Source organism: Cellulosimicrobium sp. GQ32 (genome assembly GCF_059758455.1).
Genome location: NZ_JCAXEP010000004.1, coordinates 44227 through 64905, shown reverse-complemented (window position 1 = coordinate 64905; position 20679 = coordinate 44227). Strand labels below are relative to the sequence as shown.

Annotated in this window: 15 protein-coding genes; 10 read left to right on the top strand and 5 right to left on the bottom strand. The window is 73.9% G+C overall.

From position 1 onward, the window contains the following. The first annotated feature begins 1 nt into the window (after position 1). Positions 2–541 carry a hypothetical protein gene (locus AC6CH9_RS08445; RefSeq protein WP_498154478.1) on the top strand — a complete coding sequence of 180 codons (540 nt, stop codon included), beginning with the start codon at positions 2–4 and terminating at the stop codon, positions 539–541. A gap of 182 nt (positions 542–723) precedes the next feature. Then, complete coding sequence (locus tag AC6CH9_RS08440) at positions 724–2856, top strand: PhoX family protein (RefSeq protein ID WP_498154477.1); 2133 nt, start codon at positions 724–726, stop codon at positions 2854–2856. A 71-nt stretch (positions 2857–2927) separates the two neighbouring features. Here AC6CH9_RS08440 and AC6CH9_RS08435 read toward each other — a convergent pair whose 3' ends face one another. Further along, positions 2928–3974 carry an aminoglycoside phosphotransferase family protein gene (locus AC6CH9_RS08435; protein WP_498154476.1) on the bottom strand — a complete coding sequence of 349 codons (1047 nt, stop codon included), beginning with the start codon at positions 3972–3974 and terminating at the stop codon, positions 2928–2930. Positions 3975–4194: 220 nt separating this feature from the next. Between AC6CH9_RS08435 and AC6CH9_RS08430 the strand changes: the two genes are divergently transcribed. After that, complete coding sequence (locus tag AC6CH9_RS08430) at positions 4195–5460, top strand: cysteine desulfurase family protein (protein ID WP_498154475.1); 1266 nt, start codon at positions 4195–4197, stop codon at positions 5458–5460. Then, positions 5457–6647, top strand: coding sequence for a tRNA 2-thiouridine(34) synthase MnmA (gene mnmA, locus AC6CH9_RS08425; protein ID WP_498154474.1), 1191 nt, complete (start codon positions 5457–5459; stop codon positions 6645–6647). The genes AC6CH9_RS08430 and mnmA overlap by 4 nt, the downstream gene beginning before the upstream one ends. Here mnmA and AC6CH9_RS08420 read toward each other — a convergent pair. Beyond that, positions 6620–7048 carry an ester cyclase gene (locus AC6CH9_RS08420; protein WP_144425491.1) on the bottom strand — a complete coding sequence of 143 codons (429 nt, stop codon included), beginning with the start codon at positions 7046–7048 and terminating at the stop codon, positions 6620–6622. The genes mnmA and AC6CH9_RS08420 overlap by 28 nt on opposite strands. Before the next feature lie 173 nt (positions 7049–7221). Here AC6CH9_RS08420 and AC6CH9_RS08415 point away from each other — a divergent pair, with 173 nt between their 5' ends. From AC6CH9_RS08415 to AC6CH9_RS08405, 3 genes are all read left to right on the top strand, one after another. Then, the gene (locus AC6CH9_RS08415; protein ID WP_498154473.1) at positions 7222–8271 is read left to right on the top strand and encodes a uroporphyrinogen decarboxylase/cobalamine-independent methonine synthase family protein; all 1050 of its coding nucleotides are present in this window, start codon (positions 7222–7224) and stop codon (positions 8269–8271) included. Positions 8272–8440: 169 nt separating this feature from the next. Continuing rightward, positions 8441–9214: an HAD family hydrolase gene (locus tag AC6CH9_RS08410; protein WP_498154472.1), complete on the top strand. Its 774-nt coding sequence runs from the start codon at positions 8441–8443 to the stop codon at positions 9212–9214. Next, positions 9211–11688 (top strand): glycoside hydrolase family 65 protein, encoded by a 2478-nt coding sequence (locus tag AC6CH9_RS08405; protein ID WP_498154471.1) that lies wholly within the window; start codon positions 9211–9213, stop codon positions 11686–11688. The genes AC6CH9_RS08410 and AC6CH9_RS08405 overlap by 4 nt, the downstream gene beginning before the upstream one ends. A gap of 890 nt (positions 11689–12578) precedes the next feature. Here AC6CH9_RS08405 and AC6CH9_RS08400 read toward each other — a convergent pair. After that, the gene (locus AC6CH9_RS08400) at positions 12579–14807 is read right to left on the bottom strand and encodes a prolyl oligopeptidase family serine peptidase (protein ID WP_498154470.1); all 2229 of its coding nucleotides are present in this window, start codon (positions 14805–14807) and stop codon (positions 12579–12581) included. Positions 14808–15016: 209 nt separating this feature from the next. On the opposite strand from AC6CH9_RS08400, the gene adhE reads away from it, so the two are divergent. The 3 genes from adhE to AC6CH9_RS08385 all read left to right on the top strand — a co-directional run bounded on the left by adhE (position 15017) and on the right by AC6CH9_RS08385 (position 18652). After that, positions 15017–17791, top strand: coding sequence for a bifunctional acetaldehyde-CoA/alcohol dehydrogenase (gene adhE / locus AC6CH9_RS08395; RefSeq protein WP_498154469.1), 2775 nt, complete (start codon positions 15017–15019; stop codon positions 17789–17791). Between the two features lie 182 nt (positions 17792–17973). Beyond that, positions 17974–18195, top strand: a complete 222-nt coding sequence (locus tag AC6CH9_RS08390; protein WP_141389377.1) for a helix-turn-helix domain-containing protein — start codon at positions 17974–17976, stop codon at positions 18193–18195. 67 nt (positions 18196–18262) lie between these two features. Beyond that, positions 18263–18652 (top strand): DUF6907 domain-containing protein, encoded by a 390-nt coding sequence (locus tag AC6CH9_RS08385; protein WP_498154468.1) that lies wholly within the window; start codon positions 18263–18265, stop codon positions 18650–18652. A 12-nt stretch (positions 18653–18664) separates the two neighbouring features. Here the strand turns inward: AC6CH9_RS08385 and AC6CH9_RS08380 are convergent, their stop codons facing one another. Both AC6CH9_RS08380 and AC6CH9_RS08375 read right to left on the bottom strand, forming a co-directional pair. Continuing rightward, positions 18665–19405 carry a response regulator gene (locus tag AC6CH9_RS08380; protein ID WP_498154467.1) on the bottom strand — a complete coding sequence of 247 codons (741 nt, stop codon included), beginning with the start codon at positions 19403–19405 and terminating at the stop codon, positions 18665–18667. Continuing rightward, complete coding sequence (locus tag AC6CH9_RS08375) at positions 19402–20625, bottom strand: sensor histidine kinase (RefSeq protein WP_498154466.1); 1224 nt, start codon at positions 20623–20625, stop codon at positions 19402–19404. The genes AC6CH9_RS08380 and AC6CH9_RS08375 overlap by 4 nt, the downstream gene beginning before the upstream one ends. Between the last annotated feature and the right edge of the window lie 54 nt (positions 20626–20679).

Genomic DNA, 20679 nt, shown 5'->3' with positions numbered 1-20679 from the left:
GATGGCCTGGTGGGAGGAGGACAGGTCGCCCCTCGCCGATCAGCTCGCGGACTCGAGCCGGCCGGTGCGCTCGGTGTCGCCGTACGAGGGTGACCACTCGGGCGCGTGGGCGGCCCTGCCGTGGTGGCTGCTGCTCGGGGCGGCGGTCACGGCCGCCGGCGTCGTGGTGCTCCGGCTCGCCGGCACGCTCGCGGGGACGAGCTTCGGCGCGACCGTCCTCGCACTGGGGATCTTCTACCTCAGCCAGTACGGGGTCCTGGCCTTCTACGCGCTCCAGGCTGGTCGCCTGCGGGGCCGGCGCGTCGCGGCCGCGCTCGCGCACGAGCCGCCGCCCGCCCTGACCGACCACGACGTGCGGCAGTTCCACGTGCCGTTCCGGCGCTCGTACTCCGGCTCCGCGTCCATCGGGCTCCTGAGCCCCGGCGAGGGACCCTCGCCGGCGGCGCTGCGCGTCGCGCGGGTCGTCGGGGGTCTGTGCATCGCGGTCTTCGTCGTGGGCGCCGTCGTGACGGTCGTCGCCGGGACGCTCGCGCGCACCTGACGGCGCCGCCCACCGGTACGCGAGCACCGGTCCGCCCGCACGCCTCCGCTCAGGTGGCGGACAGCCGGTGCCGAGAATTCACCCGGCGTCCTCCGGGTGGTGGCCGGCCGGTCATCGACCGTTCCTAGCGTCGGGCCGACTCCCCGGTGACGGGGAGGCCCCCCGACCTGTGGAGACGACCGATGACGATCACGCCTGCCCCCGAGCATCGCCCCCTGCTCTCCGTCGCGCCGCACGCGCGCGGCAAGCGCAGCCCCGTCACCTGCCGGCTGAAGTGCGCCGACGCGTGCTCGCACCCGGTCCCCAACGAGAGCGCCAACGAGACATTCCGTGACGTCGTCGCGGGCGCGATGTCGCGCCGCGCGCTGCTGGGCGGGCTCGCGGTCGGTGCCGCGGCCGTCGTGCTCGGCGCGCAGACCGTCGGCGCCCCGCCTGCCGCGGCCCAGGCGCTGCCCGCCCACGGTGGCGGCCACGGCGGCCGCCCGCAGAAGGGCCTGGCCTTCGGCGCGATCTCGCCGCAGCCCGCGGCGCGCGACGCCTTCGTCGTGCCCGAGGGGTACCGATGGCGCCCCGTGATCCGCTGGGGCGACCCGATCCTGCGCGGCGCCCGGCCGTTCGACGTCGCGCGTCAGACCCCCGAGCAGCAGGCCCGGCAGTTCGGCTACAACAACGACTACCTCGACATCCTGCCGTTCGAGCGTCAGCACGCCCTCGCCGGCGCGCAGGGCCGGGGCAAGGGAACCGGCCGCGGCACGCGCGGCCTGCTCGTCGCGAACCACGAGTACACGAACCCGGCCATCATGTTCGACGCGTCGTACGACGCCGCGACCCGCCGCGCCATCGAGCGCGCCGCGCACGGCATGTCCGTCGTCGAGGTGCGCCGCCGTCGGACGGGCACGCCGTGGGACTACGTCGCCGACAGCCGGTACAACCGCCGGGTGCACATGACGACCGAGTTCCGCCTCACCGGACCCGCGGCTGGATCGGACCTCGTCAGGACCGTCGCGGACCCGTCGGGGACGCGCGTGCTGGGCACGCTGAACAACTGCGCGGGCGGCACGACGCCGTGGGGCACCGTGCTCTCGGGCGAGGAGAACTACAACGGCTACTTCCGCACGTCGGGCACGGGCCACGACGCGCGCTACGGCCTGCGCGACGCCGCGACGGGCTACGGCTGGGAGCTCGACGACCCGCGGTTCGACGCCCGCAACCCCGGCTACGAGAACGAGCCCAACCGCTTCGGCTGGATCGTCGAGATCGACCCGTACGCGCCCGACGAGCCGCCGGTGAAGCACACCGCGCTCGGCCGCTTCAAGCACGAGGGCGCCAACGTGATCCTCTCGCGCCGCGGGAACGCGGTCGCGTACATGGGCGACGACGAGCGCTTCGACTACGTCTACAAGTTCGTCTCGTCGCGCACGGTGCACCCGGGGAACAGCGAGGCGGCGCGCCGCCACAACAAGACGCTGCTCACGGAGGGCTCGCTGTACGTCGCGCGGTTCCGCGGCGACTCGCCCGCGGCCGAGATCGACGGGTCGGGCGCGGTGCCGTCCGACGGCGCGTTCGACGGCCGGGGGGAGTGGGTCCCGCTCGTCCTCGACGGGCGGAGCGAGGTCGAGGGCATGAGCCTGGAGGAGGTGCTCGTCTACACGCGCGTCGCGGCCGACAAGGTCGGGGCGACCAAGATGGACCGCCCCGAGGACGTCGAGCCCAACCCGGTCACGGGTCGCGTCTACGTCGCGTGCACCAACAACACCTCGCGCGGTCCGGCGGCGGCCGAGGCCGCGACCGAGCCGAACCCGCGCAACACCAACCGCGACGGGCACGTCGTGGAGATCGTCGAGGACCGTGACGACGCCGCGTCGCTGACGTTCCGGTGGAACCTGCTCCTCGTCGCGGGCGACCCCGCGACGAACACGTCCACCTACTTCTCGGGCTACCCGAAGGAGAAGGTCTCCCCGATCTCCTGCCCGGACAACCTCGCGTTCGACGCCGAGGGCAACCTCTGGATCTCGACCGACGGCCAGCCGAGCACGATCCAGAAGTGCGACGGGCTGTTCAAGGTCACGCTCGACGGCCGCGAGCGAGGCCGTGTCGAGCAGTTCCTCTCCGTCCCGCGGGGCGCCGAGACGTGCGGGCCTCTCGTCGACTCGACGGACCGCATGGTCTACGTCGCCGTCCAGCACCCGGGCGAGGACGGGTCGTTCGACGCCCAGGCGTCGTACTTCCCGGACTACCTGACGCCGGGTGCCCCGGTCCCGACGGGTGCCTTCGCCGGACCGCGCCCGTCCGTCGTCCAGGTCTGGCGCGACTGACGCCTCTGGTGTGATCGAGGGGCCCGGTGCCGCGAGGGCGCCGGGCCCCTCCGTCGTCCGCGGAGGGACTCTCAGAGGCCCAGGTGCTCCAGCCAGGCGACGGCCGCGACGCCCTGCGCGCGCTGGAACGCACGCAGGCGCGGGATCGTCGGGACGGCGGGCTTGCGGGCGGAGTGCAGGAAGTAGCCCGCGATCCCGGCGACGACCGAGCGCAGGTCGGCAGGGTGAACGTCGCGCCCGAGGGGGTGCGCGGCGAAGGTCGACGCCGCCCACGCGCCGCCCCGCGCGCGGCGGGCCGCGTCGGCGCTCACCGTGACCGGCTCGCAGACGTCCACGACGCCCTGCATGACGACGCTGGGCAGGAACATCGCGAGGTCGAGCCAGGCCGCACCGCGCGACGCGTGCGGCCAGTCCACGAGGTAGACCTTCTCCGGCGTGAGGAGGACGTTGTCGGCACGCAGGTCGCCGTGCACGAACGACTCGCCCTCGCACGCCACGAGCGCCCCGCGCTCGGCCTCCGCGAGCGCGTCGAGGTGCGCGGCCGCCCAGGGCGCGACCGCGGGCAGGCGCGGGTCGGGGTCGGCACGGAGCGCCCGCCACCCGGTCGCCATGTCGGCGAAGTCGGGCCCGGTCGGCGGCAGGCGCATCGCGCGGGCTCCCGGGACGGCCGCGACGCGGACGAGGGTGGTCAGGACCCGGTCGAGCTCGTCCGGGTCCCAGGGCGTGGCGGGCACGTGCCCGTCGACCACCTCGAAGGCGAGCGCGATCCAGTCGCCGTCGCCGTGACCCCACGCGAAGCGGGGGGCCGGCACCTCGCGGGGCAGCCGGGTCGCGATCTTCGCCTCGGCGCGGTGGAGGTTGGCCGCCACGGGCTCGTCCGCGGTCCGGGCCGCCTTGACGAAGAGGCGGGTGCCGTCGTCGAACGTGAGGACGGACGCGAGGCCGGGGCTGAACCCGGCGGAGATCGAGCGCTCCTGCACGACCCGCCCGCCGGCGACGGCCTCCAGCTCGTCGCGCAGCGCGAGCGGCAGGTCTCCCCAGAGCAGGCGACCGCCGCCCGAGGCGACCGGGACGTCTCCGGCGGCCTCGACGGCGGGCGGTGCGGCGTCGTCGGGCATCGAGATGCCACTTCCCCTGTCGGTGGCTGGACGGTCTCGTCCTCGGCGCGTTTCCGTCCCGCGGCGACGTGTGGCGCGCGACGGCGGTCCTGCGACCGGGACGAGCGCCCGGCGACGGCCGGGCGCAGACCTCTGACAACCTAGCGGTTCTCCCCCGGATGTCCAGCGCCGCCCACCCCTCGGACCGCGGGTGCCGTGACGGTTCGTAGACTGGGTGACCGTGACCCATCCATCCGGCCCTGTCCCCGCGGCGGCCGCGTACCTCGACCACGCCGCGACCACGCCGCTGTCCGCGGCGGCGCGCGAGGCGTTCGTCGACGAGCTGTCGCGCACCGGCAACCCGTCGTCGCTGCACGCGGCGGGGCGTGCCGCCCGCCGCACGGTCGAGGAGGCGCGCGAGTCGATCGCCGCGGCGCTCGGCGCGCGCCCGAGCGAGGTCGTGTTCACCGCGGGGGGCACCGAGGCGGACAACCTCGCGATCAAGGGCCTGTTCTGGGGGCGGCGTACGACGGACCCGCGCCGGCTCCGCATCGTCGTCTCCGCGGTCGAGCACCACGCGGTGCTCGACCCCGCGTTCTGGATGGCCGAGCACGCGGGCGCGGAGATCGTCCTGCTGCCCGTCGACGGCGAGGGCCGCGTGGACCTCGCGGCGCTGCGCGCGGAGATCGCCGAGCACGCGGACGAGATCGCGCTCATCTCGGTCATGTGGGCCAACAACGAGGTGGGCACGCTCCAGCCCGTGCAGGAGGTCGTGCAGCTCGCGCGCCCGCACGGCATCCCGGTGCACTCCGACGCGGTGCAGGCGGTCGGCCAGGTCCCCGTCGACTTCGCGGCGAGCGGCCTCGACGCGATGACGGTGTCCGGGCACAAGCTCGGCGGCCCGGTCGGTGTCGGCGCGCTCGTCGCGCGCCGCGACGCCCCGCTCACCCCGGTCCTGCACGGCGGGGGACAGGAGCGCGGCGTGCGCTCCGGCACGCTCGACGCGCCCGCGATCCGCGCGTTCGGCGTCGCGGTCGCCGAGGCCGTCGCGCGCCGTGAGCAGCGCGCCACCCACCTCGCGGCCCTGCGCGACGAGCTCGTCGTGGGCGTCCGCGAGCGCGTCCCGGACGCGGTGCTCAGCGGGCCCGAGCCGGCGTCCGGCCACCGCGACGCCGCCCGCCTGCCCGGCAACGCGCACTTCACGTTCCCGGGGGCCGAGGGCGACTCGCTCCTCTACCTGCTCGACTCCGCGGGCGTGCAGGCCTCGACCGGCTCGGCGTGCCAGGCCGGCGTGCCGCAGCCGTCGCACGTGCTGCTCGCGATGGGCGTGCCCGAGCACGACGCGCGCGGCGCCCTGCGGTTCACGCTCGGCGTCACGTCCACGCCCGACGACGTGGCGCGCCTCCTCGACGCCCTGCCGCCCGCCGTCGAGCGCGCGCGGGCCGCGGGCCTCGCGTCCGGCCCGACCCGTACCGCGGTCCCCAGCCGCGCGGGAGATGCCGCGTGAGGGTGCTCGCCGCCATGTCGGGCGGCGTGGACTCCGCCGTCGCCGCTGCGCTCGCGGTCGAGGCGGGGCACGAGGTCGTGGGCGTCCACATGGCGCTGTCGCGCAACCGGGACCAGTTCCGCACCGGCTCGCGCGGGTGCTGCTCGATCGAGGACGCCGGGGACGCGCGGCGCGCGGCCGACGTGCTCGGCATCCCGTACTACGTGTGGGACCTCTCGGAGCGGTTCGAGGACACGGTCGTCGCCGACTTCCTCGCGGAGTACGAGGCGGGGCGCACGCCCAACCCGTGCGTGCGCTGCAACGAGCACATCAAGTTCGAGGCGCTGCTCGACAAGGCGACCGCGCTCGGCTTCGACGCCGTCGCGACGGGCCACTACGCGCGCGTGGTGACGCGCGAGGAGGCCGACGCGTCCGTCCCGGGCGGGGCGCGCACGGTGCGCGAGCTCCACCGCTCCCCGAACACGGCGAAGGACCAGTCCTACGTGCTCGCGGTCATGGGGCCCGAGCGCCTCGCGCGCGCGATGTTCCCGCTCGGGGACTTCGCGTCGAAGGACGAGGTGCGCGCCGAGGCCGCGCGGCGCGGGCTGTCGGTGTCCGCGAAGCCCGACTCGTACGACATCTGCTTCGTCGCCGACGGCGACACCCAGGGCTTCCTGCGCGACCGGCTGGGCGCGCGGCCGGGCGAGATCGTCGACGCCGAGGGCGCGGTGCTCGGCGAGCACGACGGCGCCTACGCGTACACGGTCGGCCAGCGCAAGGGCCTGGGCATCGACCGCCCCGCACCGGACGGCCGCCCGCGGTACGTGCTCGACGTGCAGCCCGCGAGCAACCGCGTGGTCGTCGGCCCGGCCGAGCTGCTGAGCGTCGACCGCATCGAGGCCGGTGCGGCGGTCTGGTTCGACGACGCGCGCCCGGCGGCGGGGGAGCAGGCCGACGTCGAGGTGCAGGTCCGTGCGCACGGTGCCCCGGTCGCGGCCCGGGTCCGGGCGGTCGGCGACGCGATGGAGGTCGAGCTCACGGGGACGCCGCTGCGGGGCGTCGCCGCCGGGCAGTCGCTCGTGGTCTACGCCGGCCCGCGCGTGCTCGGCCAGGCCACGGTGGACCGGGCCTCCCGCGCCGCGGCGCGACCGGCCGCCGAGGCGACCGCGCGACCGACCGCTCAGCCGACGCCGACGGGCGCGGGGTGAGCCAGCGCCCGCACGAGCGCGGACTCGTCGCGCACGCACCAGTGCTCGGCCTCCTGGCCCTCCGCGAACCGGAGCATGTGCATCTCGCGCACCCGGAACCGACGTCCCGTCGGGGCGACACCGCGGAAGAACCCGGTGTGCCGCGCGCTGAGCTCGACGTGCAGCGCGACGAGGTCGCCCTCGGCGACCGCGTGCAGGACCTCCACGCGCTGGTCCTCGAACGCCTCGTCGTACCAGTGCATCGTCGCGAGGAGGGCGTCCGCGCCGCCGTCGCAGCCGGGCGACGTGTCGTGGTTGCGGAACCCGGGCGCCAGCAGCGTCGCGAGCGCGTCGCCGTGGTTGCCGGGTATCGCCCGCGTGTGCACGGCGACCGCCGTGGCCTTGTTCTCGTGCGTACCCATGTCGGAGCCCTTCCGCACACCCTCGTGCTCGGCGGCCGCGCGGCCCCCGGACCCCGGCGGGGTCGCGGCACGGCTCGGTTTCCCAGTGTGCTCCTGGAGAGAGGTGGTCGGCACGTGGTTCGTGACGAGAGGGCGCTCGGCGCCCGGGACGAGGACTCGCGCGGGGGTGCGGCATGACCGCGGTGAGCGGGCTCGGCCCGTGGCCCGGCGGCGAGGGCGCGGACGTCCTGGAGGCGCAGCTCACGGTGCTCGGTGATCTCGCCGAGGTCCCGACGGGCGTGCGCGGCGTGCCGTTCCTCGTCCAGCTCCCGGGGCGCGGTCCCGGCGCGGACGCGACCGGGCGGACGGCCGCGCTGCTGCCCGGTCTCCCCGTCGAGCTGGGTCCCCACGGGTGGAAGCTCGCCGACCACGGGGGTGCGGACCTGCGCCGCGCCGAGGCCTACCTGCGCGAGGACCTCGAAGCGCTCGCCATCGCGGGCACGGCGTACTCGGGGCCGCTCGCCGTGACCGTCACCGGTCCCTGGACGCTCGCCGCGGACGTGTACCTCGCGCGCGGCGACCGCGTGCTGTCTGACGCGGGCGCGGTGCGCGAGGTCGTGCAGGCGCTCGCCGTGGCCGTCGGTGACCACGTCGCGCAAGTGCGCCGGCAGGTCCCCGGGGCGGACGTCGTCGTGCAGGTCGACGAGCCGCTGCTCGCCCAGGTCGGGGCGGGCGTGCTCCCGTCGTTCTCGGGCTACTCGCGCCTGCGCGCGGTCCCCGGCCCGGACCTCGTGGACGGGCTGCGGCCCGTGCTCGACGCCGCGCGCGCCGCGTCGGCGTCGACGGTCGTCCACGTGGGCCCGGCGTGGGTGGGCGTGGCGCCCGTCGTGCTCGCCGGCGCGGACGCCGTCGGCCTCGCTCTCGGCGCGTGGGACGAGCGGCTGTGGGAGACCGTCGCGCGTGCCGTCGAGCGGGGCGTCGGCCTCTGGGCCGCCCTCCCGCCCGCGACGGTGTCGCAGTGCGCCGGCCCCGCGCTGGGCGAGCTCGCCGACGCGGTGAGCGTGCCGTGGCGCCGCATCGGGCTCCCGCTCGCCGCGCTCGACGACGTGACGCTCCTGGGCGCCTCGCGCGCCGCCGGGGGAGGGCCGGGCCGCGGCGTCGCGGGCACCCCCGACGAGCACCGCGCGCTGCTCGCGAACCTCGGCCGCGTCGCCGACGTCCTGGCCGAGCGGGCCCACGCCTGAGCGCTGCCTGGGCGTCGGCTCGGCGGCTTCCCGCACACCGCTCGTCGTGCGTACGCTTGACCTCGCGCGGCGGTCACGACGGCGACGTGCGGACGGCCGCGCCCCGGCTCTCCGGACGGCGCGGACGTGGCCCGGCGCCGACCCCGTCCCCTCACCGCGAAGGACCCCCATGCCCTTGCTGCGAGCCGTGCTGTTCGACCTCGACGGCGTCCTCACGCCCACCGCCGAGCTCCACATGCGCGCCTGGGAACGGCTGTTCGCGCCCTACAGCGCCGCGCACGGCCTCGCCCCGTACACCGCCGCGGACTACTTCGCGTCGATCGACGGCAAGCCCCGGTACGACGGCGTCGCGACGTTCCTCGCGTCGCGCGGCGTCGAGCTGCCGCGCGGCGAGGTCACGGACGCGCCCGGCGAGGGGACGGTGTGCGCGCTCGGCAACCGCAAGGACGAGATCGTCAACCGCATGTTCGCCGACGAGGGCATCACGCCCTACCCGGGTTCGGTCCGCTTCCTCGACGCCGTGACCGGGGCGGGCGCCGCCGTCGCTGTCGTGTCGTCGTCGCGCAACACGCCCGCGGTCCTCGCGGCGGCGGGCCTGGCCGACCGGTTCGCGGTCGTCGTCGACGGGAACGTCGCGGCCCGCGAGCACATCGCCGGCAAGCCGGCCCCCGACACGTACCTCTATGCGGCGCAGCTCCTCGGCGTCCCCGCCGCGGAGGCGATCGTCGTGGAGGACGCGCTCTCGGGGGTCCAGGCGGGCGCCGCCGGGGACTTCGGGCTCGTGCTCGGCGTCGACCGCGGCGTGGGCGCGGACGCGCTGCGAGCCCACGGGGCCGACGTCGTCGTCACCGACCTGGGCGACCTGGACGCGACGGTCCTCGACCGCCCGCGCACCGCTGCGGCGTCGACCACGACCGCACGACCCGACGAGGAGAGCGCGTGATCCGCAAGACCGCCGACGAGCAGAGCACCGTGGACCGCCTGCGCTTCCCGGCCGAGCCGTGGCGGCTCGTCGAGTCGCAGTTCTCCGCCGAGGACCTCGGCGTGACCGAGACGCTCTTCGCCGTCGCGAACGGCTACCTCGGCATGCGCGGCAACGTCGAGGAGGGTCGGGAGTCCCACTCGCACGGCACGTTCGTCAACGGGTTCCACGAGACGTGGTCGATCCGGCACGCCGAGGAGGCGTACGGGTTCGCGCGCGTCGGGCAGACCATCGTCAACGTCCCCGACGCGAAGGTCATCCGGCTGTACGTCGACGACGAGCCGCTCCTGCTGCCCGTCGCAGACCTCGTCGACTACGAGCGGTCGCTCGACCTGCGCGACGGCGTCCTGCGCCGCGAGCTGCTGTGGCGCACGCCGTCGGGCAAGCGCGTGCAGATCCGCTCCGAGCGCATGGTGTCGTTCGTCGAGCGCCACCTGGCGATCATGACGTTCGAGGTCACGCTGCTCGACGCCGCGGCACCCGTCGCGATCTCGTCGCAGATCCTCAACCGGCAGGACGGCCAGGACGAGTACCACGTGCGCTCCGCGTCGCTCGGGGAAGGGTTCGACCCGCGCAAGACCGACCAGTTCTCCGGTCGGGTGCTCCAGCCGCAGTCCCAGTGGGGCGACGACGAGCGGCTCGTGCTCTCCTACCGCGCCACGAACTCGGGCATGACGCTCGCCGTCGCGGCGGACGACCTGCTCGAGACCGAGAACGAGTGGGACGTCCGGACGCAGGTGGACGAGGACCTCGCCAAGCACGTGTTCCGCGTCCACGCGGAGCCCGGCCGGCCCATCCGGCTCACCAAGCTCGTCGCGTACCACACCTCGCGCGGCGTGCCGTCGCGCGAGCTCGTCGACCGCTGCCGCCGCACGCTCGACCGCGCGCGCGAGACCGGCGTCGAGGGCCAGGTCGCCCTCCAGCGCGAGTGGCTCGACGACTTCTGGGCGCGCTCCGACGTCGAGGTCCCCGGCCAGCCCGGCATCCAGCAGGCCGTGCGCTGGAACCTGTTCCAGCTCGCCCAGGCGACCGCGCGCGCCGAGGGCAACGGGGTCCCCGCCAAGGGGCTCACCGGTTCCGGGTACAGCGGGCACTACTTCTGGGACACCGAGATCTACGTCCTGCCGTTCCTCACGTACACGAGCCCCCGGTACGCGCGCAACGCGCTGCGCTTCCGCTACCAGATGCTCGACGCCGCCCGACGGCGCGCGGCCGAGCTCTCGCAGAAGGGCGCGCTCTTCCCCTGGCGCACGATCAACGGCGAGGAGGCGTCCGCCTACTACGCGGCGGGCACCGCGCAGTACCACATCGACGCCGACGTCAGCTACGCGCTCGTGCAGTACGTGCGCGCGACGGGCGACGTGGACTTCCTGCGCCGCGAGGGCGTGGACATCCTGGTCGAGACCGCGCGCATGTGGGAGGACCTGGGGTTCTGGCGCGCGAACGGCGACGACAACTTCCACATCCACGGCGTGACCGGCCCCGACGAGTACACGACCGTCGTCAACGACAACCTCTTCACCAACGTCATGGCGCGGTTCAACCTTCGCGCGGCGGCGATCGTCGTCGAGCGCATGAAGGCCGAGCACCCCGAGGACTACGCGCTGCTCGTGGACCGGCTCGGGCTCGGCGCGTACGAGGCGGCGGAGTGGGTCCGTGCGGCCGACCACATGTCGATCCCGTACGCCGAGAGCATCGGCATCCACCCGCAGGACTCGCACTTCCTCGAGCGCGAGATCTGGGACCTCGCGCACACCCCCGCGAACAAGCGCCCCCTCCTGCTGCACTACCACCCGCTCGTCATCTACCGCTACCAGGTGCTCAAGCAGGCCGACGTGGTGCTCGCGCTGTTCCTCCAGGGCCAGCACTTCACCGCAGAGGAGAAGCTCGCCGACTTCGAGTACTACGACCCGTTGACCACGGGCGACTCGACGCTGTCCGGCGTCGTCCAGTCGATCGTCGCGGCGGAGGTCGGGTACCACGAGCTCGCGCTCGAGTACTTCGTGTCGTCGCTGTTCGTCGACCTCGCGAACCTCCACGCGAACGCGGCCGACGGCGTGCACGTCGCCTCCGCGGGCGGCACGTGGTCCGCGCTCGTGTGCGGGTTCGGCGGCATGCGCGACTCCGACGGCGAGCTGAGCTTCGACCCGCGCCTTCCCCAGGACTGGGAGTCGCTGACGTTCCGGGTCCAGTGGAACGGCTCGCGCCTGCGCGTCACCGTGCTCCCCGACGCGATCGAGCTGGACGCCGAGACCGGCGACGGCGCGCAGGTCACCGTGCGCGGCGAGCGTGTCAAGGTCGTCCCGGGCGAGGTCGCGCGCGTCGCGCTCGACGGCCAGGGCCCGGTGAGGCCCGGCCGCCCGAGCCTGCGCGCGCTCTCCGGCAACCGCCGCGACGACGGCACCCTCATCACCGCGACGGTCCCGCACTCCTGACCGCACGCCTGCCGAGGTGAGACCCGGGCCTGCCGAATTAGAGCCGTGGTCCGCCGAGGTAGAGCCGTGGTCCGCCGAGGTAGAGCCGTGGTCCGCCGAGGTAGAGCCGTGGTCCGCCGAGGTAGAGCCGTGGTTCTTGTGCCCGACGGCGCGTGGTCACCTTGGGTGGTCGGGGTGGGTGGTGGTGCCGCGTCTACCATCCGCCGCTCGTTCCTCGCGGCTCCCGCCAGGCCCGCCACGACGCGGCACCACCACCCACCCCGCCCTACGGCGTCTCGCCCTCGTCGTCGCTCACCCCGGGGCGACTGCCCGCAGTGTCGGTCAGCTTCGGGAGCCTCGCCGCTCCGGGCCTCGCCGAGGGACCAGGTCGCCATCCGCGACTCCGTCACCTCCGGGTGGCGACGCCGACGACGGCGGGTGTCCGACCGTCGTCGGGCACGAGCACGCTGGGCGGGGACGGCGGACAAGCGACGGATCGCCGTCAGGCACGGTGGCCACGGTTCTGTCTCGGCCGACCAGAGTCCGACCTCGGCGAACCATGGCTTACCTCGGCAGACCACGGCTCTACCTCGGCAGGACGGGGCAGGCGCGGGAATGTCGCGGAACCTCCGTCGCCCGGGGGCGTAGCGGGCCTACGGCGGTAGGTTGCCGACGGAGCGGGCAGTCGGACGATTCGGGGGGACGAGATGGGTGGTCGGACGAGGTACGCGCGTGTGGGGGCCGTCGTGGTCGCCGCCGTCTGCGTCGGGGCGCTGCTGTCGGCGTCGTGCGGGTGTCCGGGGACGAGGAGGTCGTGGACGGGCCGGTGTGCCCGGACGAGAAGATCGTGATCCACGCCGACGAGGTGGTGCTGGTCCCCGTCGACGTGGACGACGACTCCTGAGCAGACGTCAGCCGAGGCGCTCGGCGAGGAAGCGGTAGTGCACCGCGGCCATGTGCGCGGCCTGGGCGTTGTTCGCCGCGCCGCCGTGACCGCCCTCGATGTTCTCGTAGTAGGTGACGTCCTTGCCCTCGCCCAGCATCTTCGCGGCGAGCTTGCGCGCGTGGCCGGGGTGGACGCGGTCGTCCTTGGTCGACGTCGTGAAGAGCACGGGCGGGTACTCGCGCTCGGCGTCGAACAGGTGGTACGGCGAGAACGTGCGGAGGAACTCCCACTGCTCCGGGTCGTCCGGGTCGCCGTACTCCGCGGCCCACGACGCCCCGGCGAGGAGCTTCGTGTACCGGCGCATGTCGAGCAGGGGGACGCCGACGATCACGGCGCCGAAGAGCTCGGGGTACTGCGTGAGCATGTTGCCCGCGAGGAGGCCGCCGTTGGAGCGACCCTCCATGCCGAGGTGCTCGTGGGTCGTGATCCCGCGGGCCACGAGGTCGCGCGCGACGGCGGCGAAGTCCTCGTACGCCCGGTGCCGGTTCGCCTTGAGCGCGGCCTGGTGCCAGGCCGGACCGTACTCGCCGCCGCCGCGGATGTTCGCGACGACGTAGACGCCGCCCTGCGACAGCCACGCGCGGCCGAGCGCGCCGGAGTATGCGGGGGTCAACGAGATCTCGAAGCCGCCGTACCCGTACAGCAGGGTCGGTGCGGTCCCGGTGACGCCGTCGCCCGCGCCCTCGACGAGGTCCGCGCGACCCACGACGAAGTACGGCACGCGCGTGCCGTCGTCGGACGTGGCGAAGTGCTGGGCGACGGTCATGCCGTCGGCGTCGAAGAACGCGGGGTTGGACTTGACGACCTCGGGCGCGCCCGCGTCGCCCGGGTGCTCGCCGAGCGACAGGAGCGAGAGCGTCGTCGGCGTGAGGTAGTCGGTCGTGACGAGCCACAGGTCGTCGGTGTCGACGGGGTCGACCGCCCCGACGGCGACCGTGCCGAGCTCCGGCAGGCCCGGGATCTCGGAGCGCACCCATGGCGCGTCGGCGGTCTCCTGCCCGACGGCGGTCCCCGCGCCCCCGGGGGCAGAGGCGTCCGGAGGCGTCAGCACGTGCAGGCGGTTCTTCACGTCGTCGAGCACGTTGACCACGAGGTGGTGACGCGTCCACGTGGCGCCGGCGAGAGACGTCGTCGCTGTGGGCTCGAAGAGCACGGTGAAGCCGCGGTCGCCCGCGAGGAAGTCGTCGAACCGGGCCGCGAGGAGCGACCCGGCGCGGTACGTGGTGCCGCCGACCGTCCAGTCGTCGCGCAGCTCGACGAGCAGCCACTCGCGCCGCACGCCGACCTCGGCGGAGTCGGGCACGTCGATCTTCGTGAGGCGCTGCTCGGGCGTGCCGGTGCGCTCGGCGAGGTAGAGCTCGTCGGAGTAGAACGCCTTGGAGCGGTGGACGAAGTCGCGCTCGAACCCGGGCGTGTGGGAGCGCCAGGCGGAGATGTACATGTCCTCGTCGGTGCCCTCGTAGACGGGCACCGCGGCGTCGAGCGGGGTGCCGCGCGTCCAGCGCTTGACCACGCGCGGGTACCCGGACGGCGTGAGCGTGCCCTCGCCGAAGTCGGTGAAGACGTAGACGGTGTCGGCGTCGACCCAGCCGAGCGAGCCCTTGGCCTCGGCGCGGTGGAAGCCGCCGTCCTCCGGCGCGACGAACCGCTTCTCGACGAGGTCGAACTCGCGCGTGACGTCGGCGTCGGAGCCGCCGGGGGAGAGCTCGACGAGCGCGTGGCGCCACGGCGCGCCCGCGTCGAGCTGCTCGGGCGTCGGGCGCAGGACGCTCGCGCCGTGCCAGACCCACGACTCGCCCTCGGCCGCGGCGAGCGCGTCGAGGTCGAGCACGGTCTCCCACTCGGGGTCGTCCGTGCGGTAGGACTCGAGGGTCGTGCGGCGCCACACGCCGCGCTCGTGGTGCGCGTCGCGCCAGAAGTTGTAGTACCGGTCCCCGATCTTGGAGACCTCGGGGATCTTGGCGTCGGAGTCGAGCACCTCACGGATCGCGCGCTCGGTCGTGGCGAACTCGTCGGCGGCCTCGAGCGTGTCGGCGACCTCGGCGTTGCGCGCGCGGACCCAGGCGAGGGCCTCGTCGCCCTCGACGGCCTCGAGCCAGAGGTACGGGTCGTGGGGCGCGCCGTCGTCGGGGAGCGCGGTCTCGGCGGGGTTCTGTGGCGCGGGCGCAGGGCTCGTCGTCTGCTCGGCGGTCATGGTCCCCCACCCTACGGCGCGCGGGCGGTGGTGCGGAGGTCACCAGGGGGCCGGGACCTTGGGCCTCGAACGGTCGCCGGGCCTTGTCCGACCGGGTGCCTTGTGAAAACATTCACAAGTAGAGAGACCGCTGAAGGAGCCGGGGCAATCCGGCCCTGGCAGCACCCGCGGCCCGACGCCCGGCCCCGACCGGGCACCGGAGGGGACGCATGAGCGCGAAGAGCGCCGGCACGAAGGTCGAGAACCGCACCGAGGACACCCGCACGACGCAGGAGATCGACGTCCTCGTCGAGCGAGCCCGCAAGGCGCTCGACCAGTACATGAGCCTCACGCAGGAGGACGTCGACCGGATCGTCCTCAAGGCGTCCGTCGCGGGCCTGCACCAGCACGGCCACCTCGCGCAGATGGCCGTCGCCGAGACCGGGCGCGGCGTGTTCGAGGACAAGGCGACCAAGAACATCTTCGCGTGCGAGCACGTGCCCAACTCGATGGCGAACCTCAAGACGGTCGGCATCATCGGCCGTGACGAGCTCACGGGCGTCGTCGAGATCGCCGAGCCCGTCGGCGTGGTGTGCGCGGTGACGCCGGTGACCAACCCGACGTCGACCACGATCTTCAAGTCGCTCATCGCGCTCAAGACGCGCAACCCCGTCGTGTTCGCGTTCCACCCGAGCGCGCAGCGCTCGTCCGTCGAGGCGGCCCGCATCGTGCGCGACGCCGCGGTGGCGGCCGGCGCGCCCGAGGACTGCATCCAGTGGGTCGAGCACCCGTCGATCGAGGCGACCAACACGCTCATGCACCACCCGGGCGTCGCGCTCATCCTCGCGACGGGCGGCAACGGCATGGTCCGTGCGGCCTACTCGGCGGGCAAGCCCGCGCTCGGCGTCGGCGCGGGCAACGTGCCCGCCTACGTCGAGAAGAGCGCCGACCTCGGCCGTGCGATCAACGACGTCGTCATGTCGAAGGCGTTCGACAACGGCATGGTGTGCGCGTCGGAGCAGGCGCTCATCCTCGACGACGTGATCTACGACGACGCGATGCGCGAGCTGGCTCGCCTGCACGCCTACCGCGCGACGCCCGCGGAGAAGGCGATGCTCGAGCGCCTGATCTTCGGGGTCGAGGCGAACGGCACGAACTGCGCCGGTGCCAAGCTCAACCCGAAGGTCGTCGGCAAGTCGCCCGTGTGGATCGCGCGCGAGGCCGGCTTCGAGGTCCCCGACGACACGTCGATCATCCTCGCGGAGATCGACGACGTCGGCCCGGACGAGCCGCTGAGCCGCGAGAAGCTCACGCCCGTCCTCGCCGTGCTGCGCGCGCGCGACACCGAGCACGGCGTCCGCCTGGCGGAGCGCATGGTCGAGCTCGACGGCCTGGGCCACTCGGCCGCCATCCACACGGCCGACCAGGAGCTCGTCGAGCGCTACGGCTCGCGGGTCAAGGCCGTGCGCGTGCTGTGGAACAGCCCGACGTCGCTCGGCGGCATCGGCGACATCTACAACGCGCTGCTCCCGTCGCTCACGCTCGGGTGCGGCAGCTACGGCGCGAACTCGGTGTCGAACAACGTGTCGGCGGTCAACCTCATCAACGTCAAGCGGATCGGGCGGCGCAACAACAACATGCAGTGGTTCAAGGTGCCCGCCAAGACGTACTTCGAGCCGAACTCGATCCAGTACCTCGCGCAGATGCGCGACGTGCACCGCGTCACGATCGTCACCGACAAGGTCATGAGCCGCATCGGCGTCGTCGACCGCGTGCTCGACGTCCTCGCTCGCCGCGAGGAGAAGGTCGCGATCCAGATCATCGACGCGGTCGAGCCGGAGCCGAGCGTCGGCACCGTGAACCGCGGCGCCGAGTCGATGCGCGACTTCGAGCCCGACACGATCATCGCGATCGGCGGCGGCTCGCCCATGGATGCCGCCAAGGTCATGTGGCTGCGGTACGAGCACCCGGAGATCGAGTTCTCCGACATGCGCGAGAAGTTCTTCGACGTCCGCAAGCGCGCGTACAAGTTCCCCGAGCTCGGGGGCAGGGCGAAGCTCGTGTGCATCCCGACGTCGTCGGGCACCGGCGCGGAGGTGACGCCGTTCGCGGTCATCACCGACCCGGAGACGGGGTTCAAGTACCCGCTCGCGGACTACGCGCTGACCCCGACCGTCGCGATCGTCGACCCCGTCCTGACGGACACCATGCCCGCCAAGCTCGCGGCCGACTCGGGCTTCGACGCCCTCACGCACGCGACCGAGGCGTTCGTCTCCGTCTACGCGAACGACTTCACCGACGGGCTGTGCCTCCAGGCCATCAAGATGGTCTTCGAGCACATCGAGGACTCGGTCACGCAGGGGGCGGCGGCCCCGAAGGCGCGCGAGAAGATGCACAACGCGGCGACCATCGCGGGCATGGCGTTCGGCTCGGCGATGCTCGGCATCGTGCACGCCATGGCACACACCGTGGGCTCGACGTTCCACCTCGTGCACGGGCGCACCAACGCGGTGCTCCTGCCGCACGTGATCCGCTACAACGGACAGGTGCCCACCAAGCTCACGAGCTGGCCCAAGTACGAGCGCTACGTGGCGCCCGAGCGGTTCCAGGAGATCGCGAAGCACCTCGGTCTGCCGGCCGCCACCCCGGAGGAGGGCGTCGAGTCGTACGCGAAGGCGGTCGAGGAGCTGCGCGCCAAGGTGGGCATCGAGCCCACGTTCGCCGCACAGGGAGTCGACGAGACGGCGTTCCTGAGCCGCCTGGACGACCTCGCGCTCCGGTCGTTCGAGGACCAGTGCGCCCCCGCGAACCCGCGGATGCCCGTCCTGGAGGACATGCGCGACATCCTCGTCGCGGCCTACCGCGGCAGCAGCCGCGAGGTCGTGCGCGCGGAGCGTCTCGCGGCCCACGAGGCCGCGAGCGCCGAGGACCGGCAGGCGGCCGCCCCGCCTGCCAAGGACGGGCAGGCGGCGACCCCGCCTGCCGAGACCGTGGCGGCCGGCTGACCCTTCCCGGCCCCACGAACCCGGAGCCCGACGGCGCGAGTCCCCTTTCCGCCGTCGGGCTCCGTCGCGCTCGCGGCCGCTCGACATGTGCTATCTATAGGTAGCGTGAGGAGTCGTTCGGGAGCAGGTTGATACCCATAAGTCTGTAGACCGAGGAGTAGCGCTGGGCGACGGTTGCACGCGTGCAAGGAGATCTTCAGCGTGCGTTGGGTGAGAACCTGCGAGCCCTCCGGGTCCGCAGAGGGATGAGCCAGGAGGACTTCGCCGAGTTCCTGGGGGTGCACCGCACCTACATGGGCGGGATCGAGCGCGGTGAGCGCAACTTGACCCTTCGTTCGGTCGAGAAGCTCGCCGAACGGCTGGAGACGGACCCCGTGTCGCTGCTCCGTCCACCGGCTCCCTGACCGCACGGTCGGCCGTGTCGGACGCGCCGGGCATCATGGTCGGCGTCGCCCGGGGGAGGTGAACGGCATGACCGACGTGCTCGACGGCACGACAGGGGGATCAGCAGTGGGGGTTTCGCCGCTCCGCAGGCCGTCCTGGCAGGTGGACGACTGCCCGCCGTGGTGCGCCGTGGTGCACGAGGAGAGCGACCACCCGCACGACCGCAAGCATGTCAGCGCCGAGGTCGCGGTACCTGTCGCGGCGCTCGCCGAGCACGCGCCGCCGGGCGGTGACCGGAGGGACGAGTGGCGGGCGACCGAGCTCGTGCTCTCCCTCCACCGCCGCGACGCCTCCCACGAGACCTGGGTCTACGCGGGCGACGGGTTCGAGCAGCGGATAGAGGTCCTGCTCGGTGACATGTGGCGGGTCGTCGAGGCGTTCGAGCACCTCATGGAGGGTCTGCCGCCGGAGTCATGACGCCTCTCGGGGTCAGCCGCCACCGGGGCGCACGAGTCCGGCCTCGTAGGCCAGGATGACGAGCTGCACCCGGTTGGTCAGCCCGACCTTGGTGAGCAGCGAGCGCACGTGGCTCTTCACCGTCGCCTCGGTGAGGTGCAGCTCCGCGCCGATCTCGCGGTTCGAGAGCCCGCGCGCGACGGCGAGCAGCACCTCACGCTCGCGGGGCGTCGCCGCGGCCAGACCGTTCGCGGGCGCGCCGGTCTCGGCGGCGTCGGGCCCGAGCGGCGCGAGCCGAGCGAGCTCGACGTACGTCGAGATGATGCGCCCGGTGACGGCCGGGTCCAGCAGCGAGTCGCCCGCGCGGACGCGGTGCACGGCGTCGACGAGCGTCTGCGGGTCCGCGTCCTTGAGGAGGAACCCCGCCGCCCCGGCACGCAGCGCGCCGTACACGTACTCGTCGTCGTCGAAGGTCGTCAGGACGAGCGTGCGCACGTCGGCGAGCTCGGGGTCCGCGACGATGCGCGCGGTCGCCTCGATGCCGTCGAGGCGCGGCATGCGCACGTCCATGAGCACGACGTCGGGCCGCAGCGCGCGCGCCATCGCCACCGCGGTCTCGCCGTCCCCGGCCTCGCCGACGACGGTCACGTCCGGCTCGTTGTCGAGGATCATGCGCAGGCCGAGCCGGATCGTCGACTGGTCGTCCACGACGACGACGCGGACCGGGGGGAGCGTGGCGCCGGTCCCGTCGGCGCCCGGCGCGAGGGCGGTCACGCGGTCTCCCGGGGGATGCGCGCCTCGACGGTCCAGCCGCCGCGCCCGTCCGGGCCGGCGGACAGCTCGCCCCCGGCGGCGAGCGCGCGCTCCCGCATGGAGGTCAGGCCGTGCCCCTGGCGCCCCTCGGCGCTCGGCAGGGGAGGGCCCGGGTCGTGGACGCGCAGGCGCAGGTCGGGGGCGTCGTCGGTCAGCGTCACGGTGACGCCGCGGGCGAGCGAGTGGAGCAGCACGTTGGTCAGGGCCTCCTGGGCGATGCGGACGAGGGCGAGGCCGGACTCGGCGCTCGTCGTCGGCCACGGGCGGGGCAGCGTGAGGTCGACGGCGCGGCCCGCGTCGCGCAGGCGGCGCGCGGCCGCGCGGAGCTCGTCGGGCGCGCGGGCGCCGTCCGGCGTCGGCGCGAGGGCCGCCGTCCCGCCGTCGGCCTCGGTGCCGCGGCGCAGCACCTGCACGACCGAGCGCATCGCGGTCAGCGCCTGCTTGCCCTCGTCGCTGATCCAGCGCACGGCCTCGGCGGGAGCCTCGGGCTGGTTCGCCGCGACGCGGTCCGCGGCCTGTGCCCGCACGACGATCGCGGACATGTGGTGCGCGACGACGTCGTGCAGCTCGCGCGCGATCCGCGTGCGCTCGGCGAGCACGGCGCGCTCGGCCAGCTCGGCCTGGAGCGCCTGGAGCTCGGCGTTGCGCTCGCGCAGCCGGTCGGACGTCAGCGCGAGACGGCGGAAGAAGTAGCCCGCCGCGACCGCGCCCAGGACGAGCGCGAGGGCGAGGAGCACGTCCGACGGCGACTGGGCGAGCCCGGTCCATCGGGGGAAGAACGGAGTCGGGGGGAACGTCAGGTGCGGGCGCTCCCAGAGCTGCGTCGCGAACGCCGAGAGACCGCCCGCGAGGCCGGCGAGCGCCCACGGGACGGCGCCCGAGCGGGTCGCGGCGAACCCCGCGACCAGGAGCGGGAGGAGCTCGAACGGCGTCTGCATGGTCCACGGCAGGGCGAGGGGGTAGAGCATCGCCGTCGCCCAGAAGAGCGGCCCCGGCACGACCCGCCGCAGGGCGAGGGTCAGGACGATCCACAGCCCCGCCACGCGGTACGACTCGGGGTGACGGGGATACCAGTAGTCGCCGCTCTCCATCACCATGATGACCGCGAACCACACGAGGCCCGCAGCGAGCGCGGTCACGAGGTCCTGCGCCCACACGGGCAGACGGGTGAGCCGGTGCACCCGACCACGGTAGCCGGGGCCCGACCCGGGCGGCACCGCCCGGGGTGGGAGGAC

Excerpts from the sequence above, each read along its gene's own strand:
- AC6CH9_RS08435 (WP_498154476.1), bottom strand. The coding sequence starts at position 3,974 with ATGCCCGACGACGCCGCACCGCCCGCCGTCGAGGCCGCCGGAGACGTC.
- AC6CH9_RS08420 (WP_144425491.1), bottom strand. The coding sequence starts at position 7,048 with ATGGGTACGCACGAGAACAAGGCCACGGCGGTCGCCGTGCACACGCGG.
- AC6CH9_RS08385 (WP_498154468.1), top strand. The coding sequence starts at position 18,263 with ATGACCGACGTGCTCGACGGCACGACAGGGGGATCAGCAGTGGGGGTT.
- adhE (WP_498154469.1), top strand. The coding sequence starts at position 15,017 with ATGAGCGCGAAGAGCGCCGGCACGAAGGTCGAGAACCGCACCGAGGAC.
- AC6CH9_RS08445 (WP_498154478.1), top strand. The coding sequence starts at position 2 with ATGGCCTGGTGGGAGGAGGACAGGTCGCCCCTCGCCGATCAGCTCGCG.
- AC6CH9_RS08415 (WP_498154473.1), top strand. The coding sequence starts at position 7,222 with ATGACCGCGGTGAGCGGGCTCGGCCCGTGGCCCGGCGGCGAGGGCGCG.
- AC6CH9_RS08410 (WP_498154472.1), top strand. The coding sequence starts at position 8,441 with ATGCCCTTGCTGCGAGCCGTGCTGTTCGACCTCGACGGCGTCCTCACG.
- AC6CH9_RS08440 (WP_498154477.1), top strand. The coding sequence starts at position 724 with ATGACGATCACGCCTGCCCCCGAGCATCGCCCCCTGCTCTCCGTCGCG.
- AC6CH9_RS08400 (WP_498154470.1), bottom strand. The coding sequence starts at position 14,807 with ATGACCGCCGAGCAGACGACGAGCCCTGCGCCCGCGCCACAGAACCCC.